Source organism: Chloroflexota bacterium (genome assembly GCA_016235055.1).
Taxonomy (GTDB): domain Bacteria; phylum Chloroflexota; class Anaerolineae; order JACRMK01; family JACRMK01; genus JACRMK01.
Genome location: JACRMK010000052.1, coordinates 25,700 through 47,785, shown reverse-complemented (window position 1 = coordinate 47,785; position 22,086 = coordinate 25,700). Strand labels below are relative to the sequence as shown.

Sequence of the window (22,086 nt, the reverse complement as noted above, 5' to 3'; positions counted from 1 at the left end):
AAAGCTAACGGGGAGGTGCGCGGCGGCGCAGCCGCCGCGCACCTCCCCTTAGAATCTCGCCCCCTCCCAACTTTGTTGGGAGGGGGTCGGGGGGAGGGCAACGCCGCTTTCTTGTCGAGCCAGCTTGCGTGATAAGCACCAAGGGGCCAGTTCATAGCAAGCCGGCATTGGAAAGTACCCGTCCAAAGCCAAAATGGGAAGTGCTGGTCCGCGTGCCTTGAATTGGCGTCACAAAGGCCTTGGGTTATACTTCACAAAGGTCATGGTCGTTGTCATGACCCAATCGGATTGACTGGACACGCGCTCGTGTGCGACGAGGTGAACACCTCGCCACCGCGCGCGCCCGTGTTTTGACGCCCATGCGGCGCGCCGTGTCGCAGCGCATCGAGGGGCCTGCGGCGCGCGAACCACCATACCATGGAACTGACACCACAGGACATTGCTCACAGTCGGACAGGCGCTCGCGACACTTCGCGTCTGAAAATACGGTCTGGTCCTCGCGGCCACAAACTGCTGCTGTGGGGCTTGCTGGTGGCGACTGACTGCCTCGCGCTGTTGTGCGCCTTTTCCGCGTCATATCTGCTGCGCTTCGAAAATCCCCAGCTTCCATACTTCTCCGAGTACTCGAGCTACTTCTATTCGTGGCTGGCCTTCTGGTCGATTCCGATCTGGATCGGTGTGTTTGCCTTGTACCGGCTCTACGACCTTGAACAGTTGTTCGGCGGCGTTGACGAGTATTCCCGCGTGACCCATGCGTGCAGTATTGGCGTTATCGTCCTGATCTTCTACAGCTTTCTGGATCGCGATTCTGGAACCGGCGGCGTGTCGCGCCTGTGGCTGGTCTTTGTCTGGCTGCTCAGTATCGCTCTGGTAGGCAGCGGGCGTTTTGCCGCGCGCCGTCTGGTCTATGCGTTGCGCAGGCAAGGCCACCTGCGCCGGCGCGCGCTGGTGGTGGGCGCCAACTCCGAGGCTGTCGCGATTGGCGAGCAACTCCTGCAGGCCGAGAGCGCCGGCATCGAGGTCGTCGGGTACGTCGACAACGCCGTGCCCGATTTGACCAGTGCGACCATTCCCGTGCTTGGCTCGCTGTCGGAGTTGACGGAGATCGTCGCCCGGCGTGATGTCGATGAATTGATCATCGCGGCCACAGCCGTCACGCGCGAGCAACTGCTGGAGATCTACAACACGTTTGGATTCTCGCCGCACGTCGAAATCCGCGTCTCGCCGGGCCTGTACGAAATATTGACCACGGGCGCGCGCATCCGCGAAACGGGTTACATGCCGTTGGTGAGCCTCAATCGCATGCGCATTACCGGCGTAGATGCGGCGCTCAAGCGCACCATGGATATCGGCCTGATCATGCTGGCATCCCCGCTGCTGGCGGTCGTGCTGCCGCTGCTGGCGCTGCTTGTGCGGCTGGATTCGCCCGGGCCGATCATCCATCGCCGGCGGGTGATGGGCGTCGGCGGCCGCGCGTTTAATGCCCTCAAGTTCCGTACGATGGTAACGGATGCCGAAGAGCGGCTGGCGGCGCTGCTGGCAGCGGATCCGGCCGCGCGTGCGGAATTTGAGCGCGAACGAAAGTTGAAGGTCGACCCGCGCATTACGAGCCTGGGCCGTATTCTGCGCCGCACGTCGCTGGACGAACTGCCGCAACTGGCGAATGTCCTGCGCGGGCAGATGAGCCTCGTCGGCCCGCGCATGATCGCGCCCGACGAAATCAAGTTGTACGGCCACTGGTGGATGAACCTGCTGACGGTCAAGCCCGGCATCACCGGCCCGTGGCAAGTGATGGGTCGCAACGAACTGCCGTATGCCGAGCGCGTGCGATTGAGCATGAAATACATCCGCAATCACACGGCATGGCTGGATGTGCAGATCCTGGTCCAGACGATCTTCGTCGTCTTGCGCGGAACGGGCATGTAGCATGGACGCCGCGGCGCTCGCGCGCTGGCTGCTATTCCCGGAACGCAACGGCGCGCCCGAATCGGTTCGCGCATCGCCTGCCGATGCGTTGACGGCGGCCGACGAACATGGGCTGCTGCCGCTCTGGCACTACCGCGCCAGGCAGGGCGTCGCGTCCATGCCCTCGGAAGGGGCGCAAGCGGCATCGGATGCCTATTATGTGAGCCTTGCGCGCGCCGGCCACTACTATCGCGAGCTGGCCCTGGTGCAGGCGTCGGCGCGCGCCATCGGCGTGCCGCTTCTCGCGCTCAAAGGCGCGCATGTGGCGGCGGCGCTCTACCCGCAGATTGCGACGCGACCGATGGTTGACCTCGATCTGCTCACGCCGCGCGCCGCTGTGGAGCCCTTGATTGCGGCGCTGGCGCCGCACGGCCTCCGCGAATTGGAGCGTGATGCGCGTGTCGGCCACGCGCGGGAGTACGAGATACAGACGCTGCTGGTGCGCTCCGGCGAGCGACCCTACAGCCGTGTGGCGTTGCACTGGGATCTCTTTGACTATCCCTTCTATGAAAGTAAGTTTCCGATTGGCGCGGCCTGCGCGCGCGCGCCGAGCCGCAATTTGGCCGGCGTTGAGTCGCTCGTGATGGCCGACGAGGACTTGCTCGTCTATCTTTCGGCGCACGCGGCCCTGCATCACCAGTTTTCGCGTGTGTTGTGGCTGTGCGATATCGCGTTGCTGCTTGACGCGTATGCTGAACGCTTAGACTGGGACCGGTCGCTGGCGTTGATGACCGCCGCCGATCTGTTGCTGCCGTGCCGCGCGACCCTGGAGCGCGTGTGCGCGGACTTTGGCATCGAACTGCCGCGAGGTGTAGACAAGATGCTCGCGGCGCAGACCGCGACCCCCGCCGCGCGCGCGGCGTGGCGCGAGTTGTCGAACCCGGGGCGTGGCGCCGGGCGGCGCTTTATCGGCGATTGGGGCGCGATGCGCGGCCTGCGCCGGCGGCTCGCCTTTGCCGCCGCGCAGTTGCTCCCATCCGTATCATATATGCGCCATCGCTACGGCGTGCGCTCTGCGCGCGGCCTGCCGCTGGCTTATCTGCGGCGCTGGCTGCGCGGTATCGCAACCCTGCGCCGAGTTGCCGGACCTAAATAGTTCAGCGCGCAAGAACTGTGCTAATATAGTTCATTGCCCAATCAACGGCAGTCGATGCGACAGCGCGACTGCCTTTCTCAAATGCGACTAAGGATGTCTCCGTCATGGAGTTAAAGCGATACGTTGCCGTTCTCCTCAAATGGTGGTGGCTGATCGTACTGGCGCCCGCTGTGGCCGCCGGCTTCAGCTATTTTGCCAGCCGCCAAAGCCTGCCGATCTACCAGGCCACGACCACGCTCATGGTGGGCCAGTCGTTGCAGAATCCGAACCCGGAGACGATGCAGGTCTACACGGCCCAGCAACTGGCGCAAACGTACGTGCAGATCGTGCGACGGCAGCCGGTCATGCAGGCGGTCGTCGATGCGCTGGGTTTGCCGGGCTCGTGGCAGGCAGTGGCCGGGCAGACGAGCGCGACGGTCGTTGCCGGCACACAGTTGATTGAAATCAAGGTGATCGACACAAATCCGAAGCGGGCGCAGGCGGTCGCCAACGAAGTCGCACGCCAGGTGATTGCGCAAAGCCCGACGCCGAACGAAAAACAGCAGGAAGAGCGCCGCCTCTTTGTGGAAGGCCAGTTGAAAGACTACGAGGCGCGCATCGCCCAGGGCAAGCAGGATATCGCCGAACTGGAAAAATCGGTGGTGAACGAGGTGAGCGCGCGCCGCATTCAGGATGTGCAGACCCAGATCGCGGCCAAGCAGTCTCAGTTGAATACCTGGCAAGCCAATTATGCCAGCCTGCTCACGTTCTACCGCGGCGGCACGAACTATCTGAGCGTGATTGAGCCGGCGACCGAGCCCGGCGGCCCGATCGGCCCCAACACCACGCTGAACGTGATGCTGGCGGCGCTGATCGGCGCCGCCCTAGCGCTGGGCGCTGCGGTACTCCTGGAGTATCTGGACGACACGGTCAAGTCGCCAGACGATATCGAACGCGTGACCGGCCTGAGCGCGCTGGGCGTCATTGCGCGGATCGGCAACGTGCGCAAGGCAACCGATCAACTGATATCCACTCGCGATTCATCGGATCCGATCAATGAGGCGTACCGCGTCTTGCGCACGAATCTGCAATTCTCAGGCCTCAAAAGCCCGGGCGGCAGCCTGCTGATCACGAGTTCAAGCCCCGGCGAGGGCAAGACGACGACGGCGGCAAACCTGGCCGTCATGCTGGCGCAGACGCAGAAGCGCATCATTCTGGTGGATGCCGACTTGCGGCGTCCCAGCCAGCACAAAGTATTCGGCGTGAGTAACCGGGTTGGGTTGACAAGCCTGGTGCTCGACGAGACCCTGCCGCTCGATGCGGTGGTTCAGCCGACCGGAGTGCCCGGCTTGCAGTTGATGACCAGCGGGCCGCTCCCGCCCAATCCGGCGGAAGTGCTAAACTCGGTCGAAATGACTCGCATTGTGGATCGCTTGCGGCAAAGCGCCGACCTCGTAATATTCGACAGCCCGCCCGTGTTGGCCGTGGCTGATGCCGTCATTCTCGCGGGCAAGGTGCACGCGTCGCTTCTGGTGGTCGATGCCGGGCGCACGCGCACCGACGCTCTGCGGCGCAGCGCGACCGCGCTGGGCAAGGTGGCCGAGGCCCGACTGCTTGGCGCGGTGGTCAACAAGATCAGCACGCGCCGCGCCGAGGGCTACTACTACTACTACTATTACTACTCAACCGGCAACTCCACCCCCAGACGGTGGTGGGAGTTCTGGCGCAGCGGCGGCCGTCGCCGCACCCGCTCGTCCACGAACAAGAAAGCCGAGATTGTCAACTAGATGTCGTCGTCGCCACAACCGGTATGCCCCCACCTGGGTTTGCGCGCCGACCGGCACAGCGTGCTGTCAAGCCCGTCGGGTGAGCATCGCTGCCACGTATCCGGTCGCGCCGCTTCAATAGCCGAGGAGCATCAGCGGCAGTTCTGCCTCGCGCGCGTCCACAATCTCTGCCCGTTGTACAGGCCTGTCGCGGTTGTGCCGCCGCCGGTCGTGGTGAACCAGCCGCCCCCGCCCGTCGAGGTGGAAGACGAGACCGGTGACGCGCAAGCCGACCCGGCGCGGGCGGTCGGTTGGCTCGACCGGCTTGTGCTGGCTGCGGCCGTTGCAGCGGTATTGTTTGCGCTTGTCTACTTTGGCGCGCTCTGGCTGGATCGCCCAATGTTGCCGCCCCTGCCAACGTCGGCGCCGGTGGCCAGCGCGCCAACCGCTACGCGTACCGCCACGGTGACGAGCACGCCACGCCCGGCATCCCCGACGGCCACTCCGGTCCCGCGCCCGTCACAGAGCGCGACGGTGGCCGCCGGCGGCCGCATACGCACGCTCAATCCCCTGATCAGCGATGTCGGCTGGATCACAAATGGCGATCGCCAGGGCGTGCATGTCAGCGACCGCAGCATACAGGCAGGCGTTTTTGATGGCGCGGTCTACATGGGACTCGTGCAGTTTGACCTCAGCGAGTTGCCGGCAGACGCAACGGTCCAGGCGGCTGCCCTCGAATTGACTGGCGCTCGCGACGTCCAGGCTGGCTCGGCTGGAGCATGGACGATCAAGCTGATCACCTTGCCGGCTGGCGCGCGCTTGGATACGTTCTCCTTCGATGAAGTGCGCGCACTCAAATGGGACTTTGTATTGCAGCCGGCGTTGAACGCCGGTCAGCTCGGCGCCGGAAAGGTCAATCGATTTGAATTGACCGGTCCCGTGCTTGAAACGCTGCAGCGCGCGGCGGGACAGGGCCGGGTGCTCTTTCGCATTGACGGCCCAACCAGCGGGCCGGACGATATCTTCGCCTGGGAGAGCGGTACCGGCGCTGGCGCCGCGAAACCTTCGCTGATCGTATCAAGCAGCGCCGGCGCGGACGTGGCGTCCAAGGTCGTGGTGATCGCATGCGTGCCGACGCCGGACGACCCGGCTGCGCGCGCCGCGCTTGAAGCCACGGCCACCTATGCCGCACAGAGTTTTGGCACGCCCACGCCGTATCCGCCCTACTATGTTACGCCCATTGTGGTCACGGCGACGCCGACACCTGCGACGGTTTTTGCAGCCGCGACCGCGGTGGCGCAGGCCACCCTGCAGGCCGCGGAGGTTGGCACGGCCACACCAACGCCGGTCAATTGGGTCGTGCCGCCGATTATCACCGCGACGCCGGCGCCCGCCAATCAGGCGACGGCGGTTTATCAGACCGCCCTGGCGACCGCGATCGCCGCGACAACCGGCACACCAACGCCGCTGCCGTGCTACGTGTCGATCGTGCCATATGGCACGCCGACGCCGCCCCTCGTCGTATACAATCTGCCGACGCCGACGCCCACGCCCGCGCCGACGCGTACGCCGGCCAGCATTCCCGCGGCGGTGCGCGGTACGATTGCATTTATGTCGGATCGCGATGGCGCGCCCGCAGTGTTCGTGATGGATCCGGATGGCAGTCGCGTCGGGCGGCTCAGCGATCGCTGGGCATACGACGTCACGGGCGCGCGCCAGGCGCAGGCCGGCCTGAACCGCCTGGCCGTAATTGGACAGCCAACGACGCTGACGCGCATTGAACTCGTCGATCTGGGCAGCCAGCGAACGCGCGTTCTCGTCCAGAACGACGGCATCAACTACGATCCGGCTTTTGCGCCGAATGGGTATGACTTCGTGTACGTATCCACGGTGACCGGCCATGACGAGATCTACCGTCTGAACCTCGATCTGGGTGGATCACAACAACTGACCCACTCCGACTGGGAATGGAACAAACGGCCAAGCTGGTCGAGCGATGGCAAGCAGATCGTGTTCTGGAGCAATCGTGTGACGGGCCGCAAGCAGCTCTGGCGGATGAACGCGGACGGCGGCGATCTGACCAACATCAGCCGGAACGCGTACAACGACTGGGATCCGGTGTGGATTCACTAGACGGCTCACATGATTGGCATTGAGATCGCCGGTATTCGCGTAGCCTTGCAGATCGAGGACGAGCTGCTATCGGCGCGCGTGCTGTCGCGCTACGTCGCTTTTGCGGCGCCGGCGGCCGGCGCGGCCTATGTGGTGCGCGCCGTAGTGCGCCCGGATGCCGGCATGCCGCCGCGCGCCGACCGTGTCTGGCGGGTCGACACGGAATCGTCGGGCGACCGCCTGACCTACCGCTCGTTGCACGACGAGGGCTGGATGGACTGGCGGCGGGCCGCGGGGCAAATCGAACTGCGGCCGGGCGCAGACATTGAAAACTACCTGCGCGTGCTCTGCGCGTACCATAGCGCGCGGTCCGGTGGCGTCATGCTGCATGCGTCCGGCGTCGCACTCGGCGAACGCGCCAGCGTGTTCTTCGGCCAGTCCGGCAGCGGCAAGTCCACGGTCGCGCACCTGTCGCTGGATGCCGGGTTGACGGTGCTGGGCGACGATATAGTGATCATCGGCCGGCGTGACGGCCGCTTCGTGGCGCACGGCGTGCCGTTTCGCGGCTCAAATCCGCGCTCGCCGCAAGCCGCCGTGTCGGCGCCACTGGCCGGCCTGTTCAAGCTTGTCAAAGCGCGCAATCATTCCGTCGTGCCGATGACCCATCCGGCGACCGTCGCTCGCCTGGTGCAGTGTGTGCCGTTTGTGATGAACGACCCGCTCGTGAGCACGCAGGTCATCTCGACATGTCGTGATCTGGTGCTGCAAATTCCCGCCGGCGAATTGCGTTTTCGCATGGACGCCGGCTTTTGGAGCGTGATCAATGCTTTCACTGCAACAATATCCCATCCCGCATAGGCAGGTCTCCGGCCGCGTCATCGACGATGAAGCCGTGATTGTGCTTTCGGAAAGCGGCGATGTGGAGGTATTGAATCGTGTGGGCGCCCGCATCTGGGAACTGGCCGACGGCACGCGCACCATAGGCGAGATCGCACAACTGATCGAACGCGAGTACGATGTCGCCCTGCCGCAGGCGCAGGCGGATGTGCAGGCGTTTGTCGAACGGCTGATCGATGAGAATATTGTAACCTTGGCCGACCGGCCGCAGGCGTAGGCTTTCGACCATAGTTTTCAGTAGTTTCCAACCACACGTACCGGCTGACCGGGACGGCCGGTACACGGAATTTGACACTGCGCCCGGATTGCCGTCTCTTTTCCATCCGTTTTTATGAAATCATTGACAGTTGACAAATGCGGTGTTATTATTGTCACTAGGGAATGGGGGAGGGGGACACATGTCTGATAGACCCGCCGAAGGGCCGGACGAATGCGCGCCCGTGCCTGCCCGGGCGATGGCCGGACTCGATCCTTACCAGCAAATCGTTTTGAAGATGGCGAGGCAGCATCGCCTGCTCACGGTACACTGGGAGCTCACGTACCGGTGCAACGAGGAATGCACGCATTGCTACCTCGATGTGTTTGCGCCGGGGGAGCATGTCGCCGGGGAGTTGAACACCGAACAGGCCCTGCGCTGCGTCGATGAATTTGCAGTGATGGGCGCGTTGAACATCACGTTCTCCGGCGGCGAGATTCTGGCTCGGCGCGATTTCTTCACCATCGCAGAGTATGCGCGGCGCAAGCGGTTTGCGATCCGCCTGTTGACCAACGGCATTCTGGTCACGCCGGATATGGCCGACCGCATCGCGGCGCTGCGGCCGACCGGCGTGGAGATTTCGCTGTATGCGGCCGATGCCGAAACGCACGACGGCATCACGCGCCGCCGGCGGTCGTGGGAGCTGACGACACGCGCGGCGCAATTGTTGCGCGAACGCGGTCTTCATATTACAATTAAGACGCCGTTGATGCGGGAAAACGTGCATCAGTATCATGCGCTGCGCGCGTTGGCATCCGAGCTGGGTTGTGTCTCGCGAACCGACACGGTGATTACGGCCAAGGACAACGGCGGACTGGCGCCGCTGCGGCACCGGCTGACGTACAACGATATGGTCTGGCTGTTCCGGGAGCAGATCAGCGAAACGGACGAGATACCGGCGCCGGTGGCCGAAGGCCAGCGCTCGTGCTCGATCGGGTTGCACAGCCTGGTGCTTGACCCGTACGGCAACGTGTTCCCGTGCGTGCAGACGCGCATTTCGGCCGGCAACCTGTTGGCCGAACCGATCGCGGAGATCTGGCAGTCGGCTGTATTTAAGGAAACGTCGAAGTTGACGTTTGATGTGCTGCCAATCTGCCGGACGTGCGAATTGAACAACATATGTCACCGCTGCCACGCCAACGCGTTGGTCGAGAACGGCAGCCTGTATTTGCCGGCGGCCTCGAGTTGCCGCGAAGCGCTCGCGCGACGGCAGGTGCTGGTTGAGAAAGGAGTGCTGCCCGCAAACTACCCGATTCCGGCGCACTTGGCCAACGGCGTGCCGGACGACCTGGAGTATATGCCCGTCTTGCCGGTGCGGGCGGCAGCTACCCAGCTGGCGCACTTGATACCGGCGGATGCGCTGGCGCTCGTGCGGCGACCGGCCGGTATGGTGGTGTAGCACGACGCTATCCGCAGGAGCAGTTATTTATGTCATCTTTCGGGAGGAGAACAGGAGACCCCATGAACACGAACGAAATGCCGGCCAACGATACCGCCAAGAAGCCGTACATCGCCCCGCAGATTGTCTTCAAGCAGCGCCTGGAGGCAATGGCGATCGTGTGCACAAACGTGACCCCGCCGAGCAAGGCGAGCGTCGGCGCGGGCTGCGACGGCACCCAGTTGTTCAGCTAGCTTCTGCCGGGCGCGAGGCCAAACCAATAGCAACCGTGCAGGGCGCGCCTATCGCGGCGCGCTGCCGCCGGCTATGCGTTATGATATTGCACGGAATAAGATGACGACATGATCCGAATGTCGTCATCTTTTTTAGGCAGCCACGGTCCATGAGCGATGCCTCCGGCGCGCGCGCGGTGCCGTACCTGGCCTCGCTGGCCCTGCGGCTCATGCTCGTCATGGGCGGCCTGATCATCGGCACCGGCCTGGTCTTGAGCGCGCTCGCCATCTATCTGCTCGGCGCCGAGCAGGAGCGTGCCACACAGGCGCGGCTGTCTACCGCGCGACAGCTGGCGGACACGATTATCGAGGAGCACGTCACGTCGGTTGCTCGGGTGGCTCGTGGCGTGGCGCTGGATGTGGCCGTGCAGGATGCCGCGCGACTGCGCGACCCGCAGGCGGCGACGACCGCCATGGCACGCTATCTCGCGATGGCACCCGACACGTCGATCACGCTGATCGGCGCCGACCAGCGCGTGCTGGCCGGCGGGATGCCGGATAGCACCCGCATTCGCGATATGCTGGCGGCGGCCGACGGCGGCGCGATATTTGCCGGCGCGGCAACCAGTGATCGCTGCGACGTGCTCGCGCTCGCGGCGATGCCGGTCGTCGCGCGCGGCGACATTGCCGGGCGGGTGATTGCCACGACGCCGCTGAACCCGGACTTCGTCGACCGCCTGCGCAATGCCACCGGGCTCAGCGCGTGGACTTACTGTCGCAGCGAGTCAGGCGTCGTAACAGTGGGCGCCCGTAGCATCCAGCTCAGCGCGGCGCTGCGCGCGGTGGTGCTGGGCGGCGCGCAGGTGGCGCTGGGCGCCAGCACGGCTGACGGCGTCGACGGGTACGGCTACTACGTTCCGTTGATCGACGTGCAGCAGCAGTCAATGGGCTTCTACGGCGTGTCGCAGCCGGTGGCCGATATCGCGGCGGCGCGCGACAGCGCGGTGCGCTGGTTTTCGGCGGCCGCGCTGGCGCTGGCGAGCCTGGTGCTGCTCGAAGCGTACGTGCTCGCGCGCGTCATCACGCGGCCGTTGCAGGTGTTGACGTGGGCGACGCAGGCGATCACGTCCGGCGATCTCTCCCAGCCGGTCGCGGTGGCCGGGCGCGATGAGATCGGCGTGCTGGCGCGCAGCTTCGAAACGATGCGCCTGCAGCTCGCGCGCATGTATGCCGACCTGGCGCTCGAGCGCAACCGCTATCGCGATTTCCTGGCGATGGTGCCGCACGAGTTCAAAACGCCGCTGGCCGCGATGGGCGCGTCGCTGGAGTTGCTGGAAGCGAGCGAAGGCGCGTTGCCGCCCGGCGAGCGTGGCCTGCTGGCCTCCGTGCGCCGCTCCGTCATCCGCCTGCAGCAACTGATCGAGAATCTTCTGGACTCGGCCAGCTTGCAGGCCGGGCAGTTTCAAGTGCAGGCGGTGCCGTCGGATCTGCGCGCGATTGTCGGCGAGGCACAGGCATCGGTCCAGCCGCTGTTCGACCAGCGCCGGCAGCCGCTGCGGCTCGCACTGGCCGATGATTTGCCCGCGGTGATGGCCGACCCGCGCCGGGTGACGCAGGTGTTGGTCAACCTGCTGTCGAACGCCAACAAATATGCGCCGACCGGCGAACCGGTCGACGTGAGCGCGTCGGTGGCCGGCGAGTACGTGCGCGTGGCCGTGGCCGATCGCGGCCCGGGCATTGCGCCCGAGCAGCGCGCGCAACTCTTCCAGCGCTTTGCACGGCTGGGCGCCGGCGGCCCGGATCAACCGCCCGGCATTGGCCTGGGGCTGGCGATGGTCAGCGAAATTATCCGCCTGCATGGCGGGCAAGTGGGAATTACGGAAACCGACGGGTCCGGCACGGCGTTCTGGTTTACCCTGCCGGTGGCCCGCATGGACGGCGAAGGCGCGTAGGCGCTTCTGCCTATGTACGACCAAAGCGATGAAAATACTCGTTGCCGATGATGATCGCGAACTGGGTGAAATCTTGACGTTTGCCTTGCAGCGCGCCGGTTTCGACGTCGTCAAGGCGGAGGACGGCGAGCAGGCGCTCCGTCTGTTTGGCGAGTCTGACCCCGCGCTCGTCATTCTCGACTACAATATGCCGAAGCTCGACGGGCTGCAGGTGTGCCGGAACCTGCGCACGCATTCGGCGGTGCCGATCATCATGCTGACGGTGCGCAATGCGGAAGAGGACATCCTCAGCGCCTTCGAAGCGGGCGCCGACGACTACGTGTCCAAGCCGTTCAGCCCCAAGCAGTTGATCGCGCGCATCAAAGCGGAATTGCGGCGCGCCGGCCTGCCGCAGCGCGGCATCCTAACGAGTGGTTCTCTGACGCTGGACCCAGTGCGCCATGAAGTGCGCCAGTCCGGCGCCGGCGCCATCAGCCTGACGCCGCTCGAGTTCCGCCTGCTGCACGTTCTGATCGAGAATCGCGGCCAGGTGCTTACGGTTGACGACCTGGTGCATCAGGTGTGGGGCCACGATGAAACGACCGGCGACCGCACACTGCTCAAGGGCCTGGTGCGCCGCCTGCGCCAGAAGATCGACCTGGATGGCGTAACCCAGTCCCGCATCAAGACCGTTGTCGGCGTCGGCTACACGTACACGGACCCGGGGGCCTGAAGGCGAACTCATGCTTGCGACGCAGCGGATATTGATCGCACTGCTTTGCATGCTGTTTGTGCTGGCGGCGGCCGCGCACGGTCTCGCGGCGGCGGGCGCGCCGCCCGCGCCGGTGATGGCGGGTATTCCGGCGCAGTCCACGCCGGCGCCATCTCGTCCGCTGGCGCCGGTCGTGCTCAAGTGGACGACGAAGAGCGAGATCAATACGGCGGGCTTCAATGTCTTCCGGGCGGAAGACCGCGCGGGACCGTTCACGCAGGTCAACCCCGATCTGATTCCCGCATCGAACGATGCGATCGCGGGCGGGCAGTATGTGTATACCGACACGGCGTCGATCGCCGGGGTGACCTACTACTACGTCCTTGAAGATGTCGAGATGAACGGCCGTCGCACGCAGCATGACCCGTTCATGATTACGGCCGGCTCGTCGACGACGGGCGGGTCTGGAACTCAACTGATCGTCGCTGCGGCCATGGCCGCTGGCGCCGTGGTGTTGCTGGGGGCATTGGTATGGCGGATGCGCAGAAGGTAGCGCGCACGACCTTGACGCGCGTGGCGCGGCTTGCTTTGGCGGGCGGGACCGCGCTCGCACTGGCGGTCGTGTTGCTCATCTGGCTTGGCGCGCCGGCCAGTGCGCAGGCGCCTGCGTCCGGCGTAAACGTGTTGCGCTCCGATGCCAACGGTCTCCTGATTGAGCTGCTGGTGCCCAGCTACACGCTGCAAACGCGCGCCGGTGACGCGGAGTCGTTTGTCGAGTTGAATGCGCCCGACCTGACGCTCTGGAGCCCGCGGCCCGGCTACCCCCAACTGCTCATCCAGAGCCTGCTGATCGGCGCGCCGCAGGACGCCGACGTAGTCGTGCAGGTGCTCTCGGAAGACGCGGCGGAGTTCTACCTGCCGCACAAGCTGGCGCCGCTGCCGAGTCTGGCCAATGGCGGCCTGCCGGGAGCGGATCCGCCTGCCGCGTCCAGCTATCGCTATGCCCCTGACCCGGCAGCGTACGCGCAGCGCGGCTACACGCCCACCGAATCGGCGCGCATCAACGCATTGCGTTCCATGCGCAGCCAGCGCATTGCGCAGATCGTGCTGTCCCCGTTCCGCTACGACGCGGCGCAGGGGCGCGTGCGCTGGGCGCGGCGGATGCGTGTCGAGGTGCGCTTCACACGCCCGGCGGGCAGGGCGCCGCAAAGCGGCGTCTATCGCGACGAGGGCGTTTTTGAGCCGATCTTGAGCAGCCAACTGCTTAACTACAGTCAGGCGCTCGCCTGGCGGCAGGCGGCGAGTACACCGGCGAGCACGCCAAGCCGTCCCGCCTCGGCGCCCACGCCATCGTATCGCGTCAGCATTCGCGACGAAGGCATCTATCGGTTGACATACAGTGACTTGGTCAGTGCCGGCATTCCCGCAACGGTGACGCCATCCACCCTCCAGATATTCAAGAACGGCGTCGAGGTGCCGACCTACTTGGCCGGTGACCCCGGCGTCTTTACGAGCTCATCGTTCATCGAGTTTTACGCGCAGGCGATCAACACGCTTTACTCGGACATCAACATCTACTGGCTGACCTACGGCGGGGCCAACGGCGCGCGCATGGCGACGCGATCCGGTGTGCCGACCGCCGGGACGACGCCGGCCACGTTCACGGCAACGGTGCATGCCGAAACCAATCTGATGTACGACAACACCCATCCATGGGGGGATGGCGATCACTGGTTCTGGAACAACATCCATACGCCGCTCTATTTCGTGCCGCTTGGCTGGGTGGCGTCGCCCGCCACGTACACGGTGGCGCTATCCGAAGTAAATGCCAGTGCGCCGACTGCGACTGTGCACGTCCAGGTCATGGGATACAGCGGCAGTGGCGGGGACGCCTATCCGCATCACGGCATGTACTACCTGAACGGCGTGTATCTTGGCGAGGATCGCTGGGTGGGGGATGTTCAGCGCGATTTTACCGTCAGTTTTACGCAGTCCATCTTAATCTCTGGTACCAACGTCTTGTCGGTGGTTGTGCCCAACGACAATGTCGATTTCACGCTCTACGATGGCATCGCGATGAACTGGTTTGAAGTTGAATACCAGCGTGATTACCAGGCGCGCGATGACCGGCTCGCGTTTCAGACCAATGTTGCGGGGCCGCTGGCGCTCACCGTGACGGCGTTCAGCACGAACAGCGTGAGACTGTATGATGTTTCGATTCCAACCCAGGCGGTGCGGCTGACGAGCCCGACGTTCGTCGGCAGCGGCCCGTACGCGTTGGTGTTCGGCGACTCGCCGGCGGGCGCTGCGCGCTATGAGGCGGTGGCGGTGGGCAAGACGCCGCCAGCGATTGTGCGCGACGACTCATCGTCGAGCTTGAAGAGCACGGCGAATGGCGCGGACTACATCGTAATCGCGTACGACGATTTCTACACGGCGACGGCGCCGCTGGAGACACTGCGTGCGTCGCAGGGGTTGCGGGTGGCGCGCGCGCGCATCTCGGATGTGTACGACGAGTTCAGCGACGGCGTGGTCGACGCCACCGCCATCCGCAGCTTCCTGATGTATGCCTACACCAACTGGCAGACGCCCGCGCCGCAATTTGTGCTGCTGGTCGGTGACGGCACCGTCAACTACCATAATTACTTCCCGCACAACATCTACCCGTATGTGCAGGAAACGCAGTTCATTCCGCCGTACATGAAGGCCAACTTCGTGCAGCTCAACGAAACCGCGGTGGACAACTGGTATGTCAACCTGACCGGCAACGGCGTGATCCCGGACATGGCGATCGGGCGCCTGCCGTCGCGCAGCGTCACAGAGACTGTTGCGATGGTCAACAAGATCGTCGCGTACGAGCAGGCTCCGCCGCCCGGCGCATGGCAGTCGACCGTTGGGTATTTTGCCGACAACTACTACGATGCCTATGGCAATCCGGGGACCGGCGGCGACTTCCCCGGCACGGCCGATCGTATTAGCAGTCACATCCCGGCTTACTACACGGCGACGCGCGTTTACTACGATCCGTATACGCCGACGATCACCGGCGACTGGTTCTACACAACCGACGTGGCGACCCGCAGGGCGATCACGACGGCCCTCAACACGGGGATGCTGTTTGCCACCTATATTGGACATGCGTCCAAACAGCAGTGGGCGGACGAGCGGCTCATGGGAAACTACCTGTCCTCCATCAACGTATTCTCCACGGTGGCCAATGGGGCGCGCCAGCCGATCTTGCTCGAGTTGGCGTGTCAGACCGGCGAATTTCAGTTGCCGGGCTATACCACACTGGCCGAGTCGTTTATTCGGGCCGACGGCTACGGAGCTATCGCGGACTGGGCATCATCGGGCAACGGCTACAACACAGCCCACGAAGATCTGGCAACTCAACTGTATGACGGCGTCTTCCAGCACAATCTTAGCCGCCTTGGTTTGGCGATTAATTTCAGCAAGCTGGCGAACAGCGCGCACGGTGACGAGGTCGATCAGTTTACGTTGTTCGGTGACCCCGCCTTGCGGATCAATCTGGTGCCGAACACAGATCTCGTCTTGTCGCATGTCGCCGCCGTCTCAGGCACGCTGGCTGCCGGCACGCCGCTGACGTTCACGCTGCGGCTCACCAACGCAGGTCAGGTGACCGCAGCGGGCGTCGTTATCAGTGATGTGCTGCCCGCCGGGCTGGTCAGCGTGACCTACGTTGCGAGCGGCGCCGTGGTAACACCAATGGGCGGCAGTTCCTACGTCTGGAATGCTTCGAGTCTGGCGCCTGGCGCCAGCATGACTATCAACGTTTACGCGCGCACGAGCAGCTACCTGTTTGACCACGGAACATACGTTCTCGCGGTCGCTGCGCAGGCCAGCACGACAGCGCCGGAGACGATTCTCAGCAACAATTCAGCGGTTGCGGTGGCTGCGCCGCCGGTCGATCTGGTAGTGACGCAGCGTGCGCCGAGTATTGTATGGGTGGAGGGCGGCAACCCCATCATCACGTACACGCTGCAGTACACCAATGTGGGCGGCACGCTGGCGACGAATATAGTGATCTCAGATATTTTGCCGGCGGGATTGTTGACGCCAACTTACAGTTACTCTGGCGCCAGCCTGTCGGAAGATGCCGGGCCCCAATACGCCTGGATTGTGTCGGATCTGTCGCCCGGCGGCGGCGGTACGATCATGATCGTGGCGCAGGTGGATGCAAGCTACTGGTTATCGGCCAGTATACCGATTTCGGTGTCCGCGAGCATTATGGGTGCATTGGGCGAAGTTACTTTGGCAAATAATGTGACGTCTTTGAGCACGAAGGTCGCAATCCCCCTAAAGTCCTATTTGCCGATGGTATCCAAGTAGTGTATCTTAGTATTAGTAGGTGAAGGTGGAAGCCGACGCGAGCATAGCAGACCATGTCACGCAGAGTTTGCTTAAGGCCGCGCTGGCCGCAGGCAGGCCAGTCCGGCTACGGGTTTCGACCGGCAGCATGTTGCCGGAGATCCGTCCAAATGATGACATCGTGCTTAAGTCGTGCGTGTGGCGCGATCTGAGGGTTGGGGATGTCATCGTGGTTGAACGCGACGGCATCTTGCAGGTGCATCGGCTCTTGCGCTTGAGGCTTATCGGCGCCGAGCCGTATCTCCAGACAAAAGGGGATGCCGCCTGGGACTTCGATTCACCGGTGCATGCGGTACGGCTGGTCGGCCGGGTGAACAGCATTGAGCGCAACGGGCAGGTACGCAGTTTGACTGGGGGGTGGCCCCGTCTTCGGGCACGTTGGAAGGCGGTGACTTCGACAATGAAAGCAACCATCGGGCAGGCCTATCGCAAATTGATGAAGCGCGCCATTCCGGCACTGTTGCTGGGCGTGGCGCTGGCGACGCTATGGGCAGCGACGGCATCGGCTGCCGTATCGGTATCCGCTTTTGATGCAACCGGGGCGCCGGGCCAGATCACGCTGTCTTGGAGCACCGTCACCGAACTGAAGAACTTCGGCTTCAACGTCGAGCGCTCGACCACGCCTTCCAACGCCAACTCCTGGGCCAAGATCGCGTTTGTGCCGAGCCAGTCGCCCTGTGTGCAGAGCATGAGCCCGCTGACGTATGAATACTCGGACAGCAACTTGCCGCTCGGCACGACATACTACTACCGCCTGCAGCTATACGGGTCGCCGTGCGGTGATCCGAACGTGATTCATGATGTCGTGGTGTCGGCGGTGTCCGGGGATCTGACCGCGCCGACCGCCACGGCCACCGCGGTCCCGCCGACGGCGACGCGCACCGTTGCGCCCACGTCCACAGCGACGGCAGTTTCAACGGCGACGAGCACGCCGTTGCCGCCAACGGCATCGCCGACCACGGTGCCACCGACCAGCACAGCACTTCCGCCGACGGCCGTCCCGCCCGCGAACGTGAAGACGGTCACGCCGCTGCCAGCGGTGGCAACCCCGACGTCTGCGCCCGCTGCACCGAGCGCGACGCCCGAGCCTGTGGATGTTGACAGCACGGCTACCCCAGAGCCGACGATTACGATTGTCGCCATGGTCGTGCCAACGACGGAGGCGTCCGCGCCGCGCGCCAACCCGCCGGCCCAGCGCAAACCGACGCCGACCGAGGCGCCGGCTGCCAGTTCGCCAAGCCCGGCGTTGGTTGGTGTGGGTCTGGCCGCGGTGCTGGGCATGGGTGCGTTCGGCTTCTTGATGCTCGGTGTGGCGGGCGTCGTCCTCTGGCAGTACTACCTGCGCCGTTAATGCGCAGGCTGTTCGCCGCGGCCGTCCTGGCGCTGGCGCTGGCCGCCTGCGCGTCCGATGCTGCGACGCCGGCGCCTGCGGCCGTCCGCGCGCTGCAAGTCTATGTGGGCGAGCCGGGCATCTATCGTGTAACCGCCGCCGACTTGCGCGCGGCCGGCCTGCCCGTTTCCGGCGGCGCACTCCCTCGTCTTCAACTCCGCCATCGTGATGCGTTCGTGCCGCTGGATGTCGTGGAGTCCGGCGACGATTTCAGCCTCTATTTCTACGCGCGCCCCGAAATCAGCATCTACAGTAGCACCGATGCCTACCGGCTATCCCTCGGCGATGCGCCCGGCTTGCGCATGAGCACGCGCACGGTCGAGCGCGCCGGCAGCCCGCCGGCGCCCTCGTTTGCCGATACACTGACCGTGGCCGAGCGGCGCATCTACAACGCCAGCCCGATCGATGGCGCGCGCTGGTTCTGGTTATCGCTGGCCTCGCCGCTGTCGACAACCATCAGCGTGAATGTGCCCGGTGTCGCGGCGGGGGAGGCTCGCGTGCGCGTGACGCTGGCCGGTGCGACCGAAGGCGCGCACCATGTCGAAGTGCGCGTCAACGGCGCGCTCGCCGGTGACGCACAGTGGGAGGGCCGCACACGCTTTGTGTTCGAAGCGCCGGTCGCCGCGTTCAAGACCGGCAGCAATGGCGTCAATCTGCGGGCGGTCGGCGCGGTCGATCAACCGGAAGTTGACCTGCTCGAATCGATCGGCGTATCGTATGCGCGCGCGTACAGCGCCGCTGACGACATGCTGTCATTTGCCGCTCAAGCAGGCAGCATGCAGGTTGGCGGGTTTCGCAACGGCGCGCTGGCGCTGTACGATGTGACCAACCCGTCCGCGCCGTCGCGCGTGTCCGGGTTTGTGGTGGCGCAGCTCAATGGCGAGACCGTGCTGAGCTACACCGATACGCGCGGCGGCCGCTTTATGGCGCTGGCGACCGGCGCCGCTCGCAAGCCGGTTTCGCTTCGTCCGGTGAGCGACGGCGACCTGCGCGCCGCCGGGCTGGGCGCGGACTACCTTGTCATTGCGCCCGGCGCGTTTGCCGATGCGCTCAAGCCGCTGCTGGCGTACCGTACGGCGCGCGGCCTGAAAGCGCAGCGGGTGGACATCGAGCAGGTGTACGACACATTTTCAGATGGCGTACCCACCCCATACGCCATCCGTGAACTGGTGCGCTATGCGCGTGCACACTGGTCGCCTGCGCCGCGCTTCGTGCTGCTGGTCGGCAAGGCGAGCTACGACTACCAGAACTATCTCAAGGGGCCGAACCAGAATCTCGTGCCGACTTTCCTGCTGCCGGCCATCAATCTGGGCGAGGCGGCCAGCGACAACTGGTTTGTGGCCGAGAGCGACGAAGACGACCGTCCGGTGCTGTCGATCGGGCGCATCCCGGCCAAGACGCCCGAGCAGGTGCGCGTGGCGGTCGACAAGCTTTTGGCGTTTGAGCAGGCGGCCCCGGCCGAATGGCGCCGGCGCGCGCTGATCGTCGCCGACAACAAGGACGCTTCATTCAACGCAAGCGCCGATATGCTGGCGGGTCTTCTGCCGCCCGGCATGACAACCCAGAAGTTGTACCTGTCCGACGCCGGCGGCAACGTCAACACGGTGCGGCCGGCGCTGGTGCGCGCGTGGAACGACGGCGCAGGCCTCATTGCCTATGTCGGGCACGGTTCGATCGACACCTGGGCGGCCGGTCCGCTGTTCGGCGTGGAACACGCCGGCGATATCAAGAACGGCGGACGCCTGCCGATCCTGCTCACGCCCACCTGCCTGGATGGCTTCTTCTACCATCCGCAAAAAGACTCGCTTGCTGAAGTCATGCTGTTTAAGCCAGACGGCGGTATGATTGGCGGCCTCGTGCCAACCGGCTTGTCGTTTCCGGCCCCGCAGGACGAGTTGATGAAGGGCCTGTTCGACGAGTTGGTGGTCAAAGCGGCGCCGACGATTGGCGAGGCGGTCATGCGCGCCAAGCGGCGCATGGCGGCCGATCAGGAACAGAACCGCGAGGTGATCGACACGTTCGTGTGGCTCGGCGATCCGGCGCTGGGCAATCCGTTTGCGGCCGGGAGATAGGCGGCAGTGGCAGGCATGACGGGGGGCGACCCACACGGGACGCCCTTTTTGTTGCCGGAATTTCGCGCCAGTCATTGACAAACCGGGCGCGCTGTGTATAATGATAAATGAATGAACGTTCATTCATTATCAGATTCGCCATGCCCCGCCTGACACCCACCGCGCGCCGCGCGCTGCTCAGCGAGCGCCGCGCCCAGATTCTGACCGCCGCTGCGCGCGTCTTCGCGCGCAAGGGCTACGAACGCGCCACGATTGCCGACATCGCGCGCGAGGCAGGCGTTGCCTCGGGCTCGATCTACAGATACTACAAGAACAAGGGCGATCTGCTGGTGCACATCCCGCGCCAGTTCGTCAGCCCGGCGGTCGAATTGTTTCAGGCCGAGGCCATGAGCCCCGGGGTGCCGCCCGAACAGGCGCTGCTGCACCTGGCGCGCAGCCTGATCGGCGCGGTGCGGCAAAACGCGGACCTGCTGCGCTCGCTGGTCTCTTCGGTGCCGTCGCTGCGTCCCGCGGTGAAGGCCCGCTATGTGGAGCAAGTACCGCTCTATATGTTCGGCCAACTGGAAGCGTACTTCAGCCGCCAGATTGCCGCGGGCGTTTTCCGCCGCGATCTGAACCCGAAGATCGCGGCGCGCATGTTCCCCGGACAGTTCCTGCCGTACATCATCCTCAACGACTTGCTGCAAATGCCGTCCGACGAGGCGCTCGATTATGACGCCGTCATCGAGCACGGCGTGCGCCTGTTTCTGGGGGGCGCGCTGGCCGCCCCGAAAGGCAAACCATGACGAGCCGCCTCTGGCCCATCCTGCGCAAGGAGTTCATCCATATCCTGCGCGACCCGCGCGCGCTGGCGGTCATGATTCTCATCCCGGTCGTGCAGCTCATCCTGTTGGGCTACGCGGCGACGACCGATGTGCGGCATCTGGTGACCGGCGTGTACGATGCCGACCACAGCGAGCAGAGCCGCGCACTCATCGAGGCGTACCGCGCCTCGGAATACTTCTCGATGGACTACCTGGTGGGCAGCGAGCGCGAGTTGGCCGGGTTGCTCGACAACGGGCGGGTGCGCGCGGGACTGGTGGTGCGCAGCGGCTATGGCAATGATCTGCTGAAGGGCCGGCCCGCGCAGGTGCTGGTCCTGATCGACGGCTCCGACCCGGCTGTCGCGAACACGGTATTCGCGGCCTCGCAGTCGGTAGGGCAGGCGCACGGCGCGCAGGTCATTCAGCAGCGGCTCGGTATTGACGTGGCGTCGCTCGGCGGCGTGGATGTGCGCCCGCGCGTGCTGTACAATCCGGAGTTGCGCTCGTCGAACTACATGATTCCAGGCTTGATCGGCCTGATTCTGCAATTCCTGACCGTGCTATTCACGGCGCAGAGCATCGTGCGCGAGCGCGAAACGGGCACGATCGAGCAGTTGGTGGTGACCCCGATTCGCCCGCTGGAACTGGTCGTGGGCAAGGTGCTGCCGTACACACTGGTCGCCATGATCGCGCTGATCGAGATTCTCCTGTTCGGCGTCTTCTGGTTCCAGGTGCCGGTGCGCGGTAGCCTGCTCCTGCTGATCGGTTGTTCGGTCCTGTTCCTGCTGACCACGCTGGGGCAGGGGATTCTGATTTCGACCGTGGCGCGCAGCCAGCAGGAAGCGATCTTGCTGACGTTCCTGATCTCACTGCCCGGCATATTCCTGGCGGGCTTTTTCTTCCCGTTAGAAGCGATGCCGGTCCCGTTGCAGATCGTCAGCTATGTGGTGCCGCTGCGCTACATGCTGATTATCATCCGCGCTATCATGCTGAAGGGCGTCGGCGTGGAGGCCTTTAGCGAACAGTTGACCGCGCTGGCTATTCTGGGGCCACTGCTGATGTTCATGGCGGCCAGGCGCTTCCGGAAGAGTCTGGAGTGACGCCGTG

The 22,086-nt window shown here is 64.5% G+C and carries 16 protein-coding genes; all 16 read left to right on the top strand.

Features of this window, described 5'->3' with window-relative positions; all coding sequences use genetic code 11:
• Positions 1-531 precede the first annotated feature (531 nt).
• The 16 genes from HZB53_13800 to HZB53_13725 all read left to right on the top strand — a co-directional run bounded on the left by HZB53_13800 (position 532) and on the right by HZB53_13725 (position 22,079).
• Entirely contained in the window at positions 532-1,926 is a 1,395-nt protein-coding gene (locus tag HZB53_13800; GenBank protein MBI5878719.1) for a sugar transferase, read from the top strand.
• A 1-nt stretch (position 1,927) separates the two neighbouring features.
• Positions 1,928-3,061, top strand: coding sequence for a nucleotidyltransferase family protein (locus HZB53_13795; GenBank protein ID MBI5878718.1), 1,134 nt, complete (start codon positions 1,928-1,930; stop codon positions 3,059-3,061).
• A 104-nt stretch (positions 3,062-3,165) separates the two neighbouring features.
• Complete coding sequence (locus tag HZB53_13790; GenBank protein MBI5878717.1) at positions 3,166-4,827, top strand: polysaccharide biosynthesis tyrosine autokinase; 1,662 nt, start codon at positions 3,166-3,168, stop codon at positions 4,825-4,827.
• 174 nt (positions 4,828-5,001) lie between these two features.
• The gene (locus tag HZB53_13785; protein ID MBI5878716.1) at positions 5,002-6,939 is read left to right on the top strand and encodes a PD40 domain-containing protein; all 1,938 of its coding nucleotides are present in this window, start codon (positions 5,002-5,004) and stop codon (positions 6,937-6,939) included.
• A gap of 9 nt (positions 6,940-6,948) precedes the next feature.
• Positions 6,949-7,776 (top strand): hypothetical protein, encoded by an 828-nt coding sequence (locus HZB53_13780; protein ID MBI5878715.1) that lies wholly within the window; start codon positions 6,949-6,951, stop codon positions 7,774-7,776.
• Entirely contained in the window at positions 7,742-8,032 is a 291-nt protein-coding gene (locus HZB53_13775) for a PqqD family protein (protein MBI5878714.1), read from the top strand. Before HZB53_13780 ends, HZB53_13775 begins: the two co-directional genes overlap by 35 nt.
• Positions 8,033-8,213: 181 nt before the next feature.
• Positions 8,214-9,470, top strand: coding sequence for a radical SAM protein (locus tag HZB53_13770; protein ID MBI5878713.1), 1,257 nt, complete (start codon positions 8,214-8,216; stop codon positions 9,468-9,470).
• Positions 9,471-9,532: 62 nt separating this feature from the next.
• Positions 9,533-9,703, top strand: a complete 171-nt coding sequence (locus tag HZB53_13765; GenBank protein MBI5878712.1) for a hypothetical protein — start codon at positions 9,533-9,535, stop codon at positions 9,701-9,703.
• 149 nt (positions 9,704-9,852) lie between these two features.
• Complete coding sequence (locus HZB53_13760) at positions 9,853-11,634, top strand: HAMP domain-containing histidine kinase (protein MBI5878711.1); 1,782 nt, start codon at positions 9,853-9,855, stop codon at positions 11,632-11,634.
• A 28-nt stretch (positions 11,635-11,662) separates the two neighbouring features.
• A complete protein-coding gene (locus tag HZB53_13755) occupies positions 11,663-12,346 on the top strand; it encodes a response regulator transcription factor (protein MBI5878710.1) in 684 nt (227 codons plus the stop codon).
• 10 nt (positions 12,347-12,356) lie between these two features.
• Positions 12,357-12,878 carry a hypothetical protein gene (locus HZB53_13750; protein ID MBI5878709.1) on the top strand — a complete coding sequence of 174 codons (522 nt, stop codon included), beginning with the start codon at positions 12,357-12,359 and terminating at the stop codon, positions 12,876-12,878.
• On the top strand, positions 12,857-16,675 hold the full coding sequence (locus HZB53_13745) for a DUF11 domain-containing protein (protein ID MBI5878708.1): 3,819 nt from the start codon (positions 12,857-12,859) through the stop codon (positions 16,673-16,675). Before HZB53_13750 ends, HZB53_13745 begins: the two co-directional genes overlap by 22 nt.
• A 439-nt stretch (positions 16,676-17,114) precedes the next feature.
• The gene (locus tag HZB53_13740) at positions 17,115-18,065 is read left to right on the top strand and encodes a hypothetical protein (protein MBI5878707.1); all 951 of its coding nucleotides are present in this window, start codon (positions 17,115-17,117) and stop codon (positions 18,063-18,065) included.
• Positions 18,065-20,176, top strand: coding sequence for a hypothetical protein (locus HZB53_13735; protein ID MBI5878706.1), 2,112 nt, complete (start codon positions 18,065-18,067; stop codon positions 20,174-20,176). The genes HZB53_13740 and HZB53_13735 overlap by 1 nt, the downstream gene beginning before the upstream one ends.
• 140 nt (positions 20,177-20,316) lie before the next feature.
• Positions 20,317-20,961: a TetR/AcrR family transcriptional regulator gene (locus HZB53_13730; protein MBI5878705.1), complete on the top strand. Its 645-nt coding sequence runs from the start codon at positions 20,317-20,319 to the stop codon at positions 20,959-20,961.
• Entirely contained in the window at positions 20,958-22,079 is a 1,122-nt protein-coding gene (locus HZB53_13725) for an ABC transporter permease (GenBank protein MBI5878704.1), read from the top strand. Before HZB53_13730 ends, HZB53_13725 begins: the two co-directional genes overlap by 4 nt.
• Positions 22,080-22,086 lie beyond the last annotated feature (7 nt).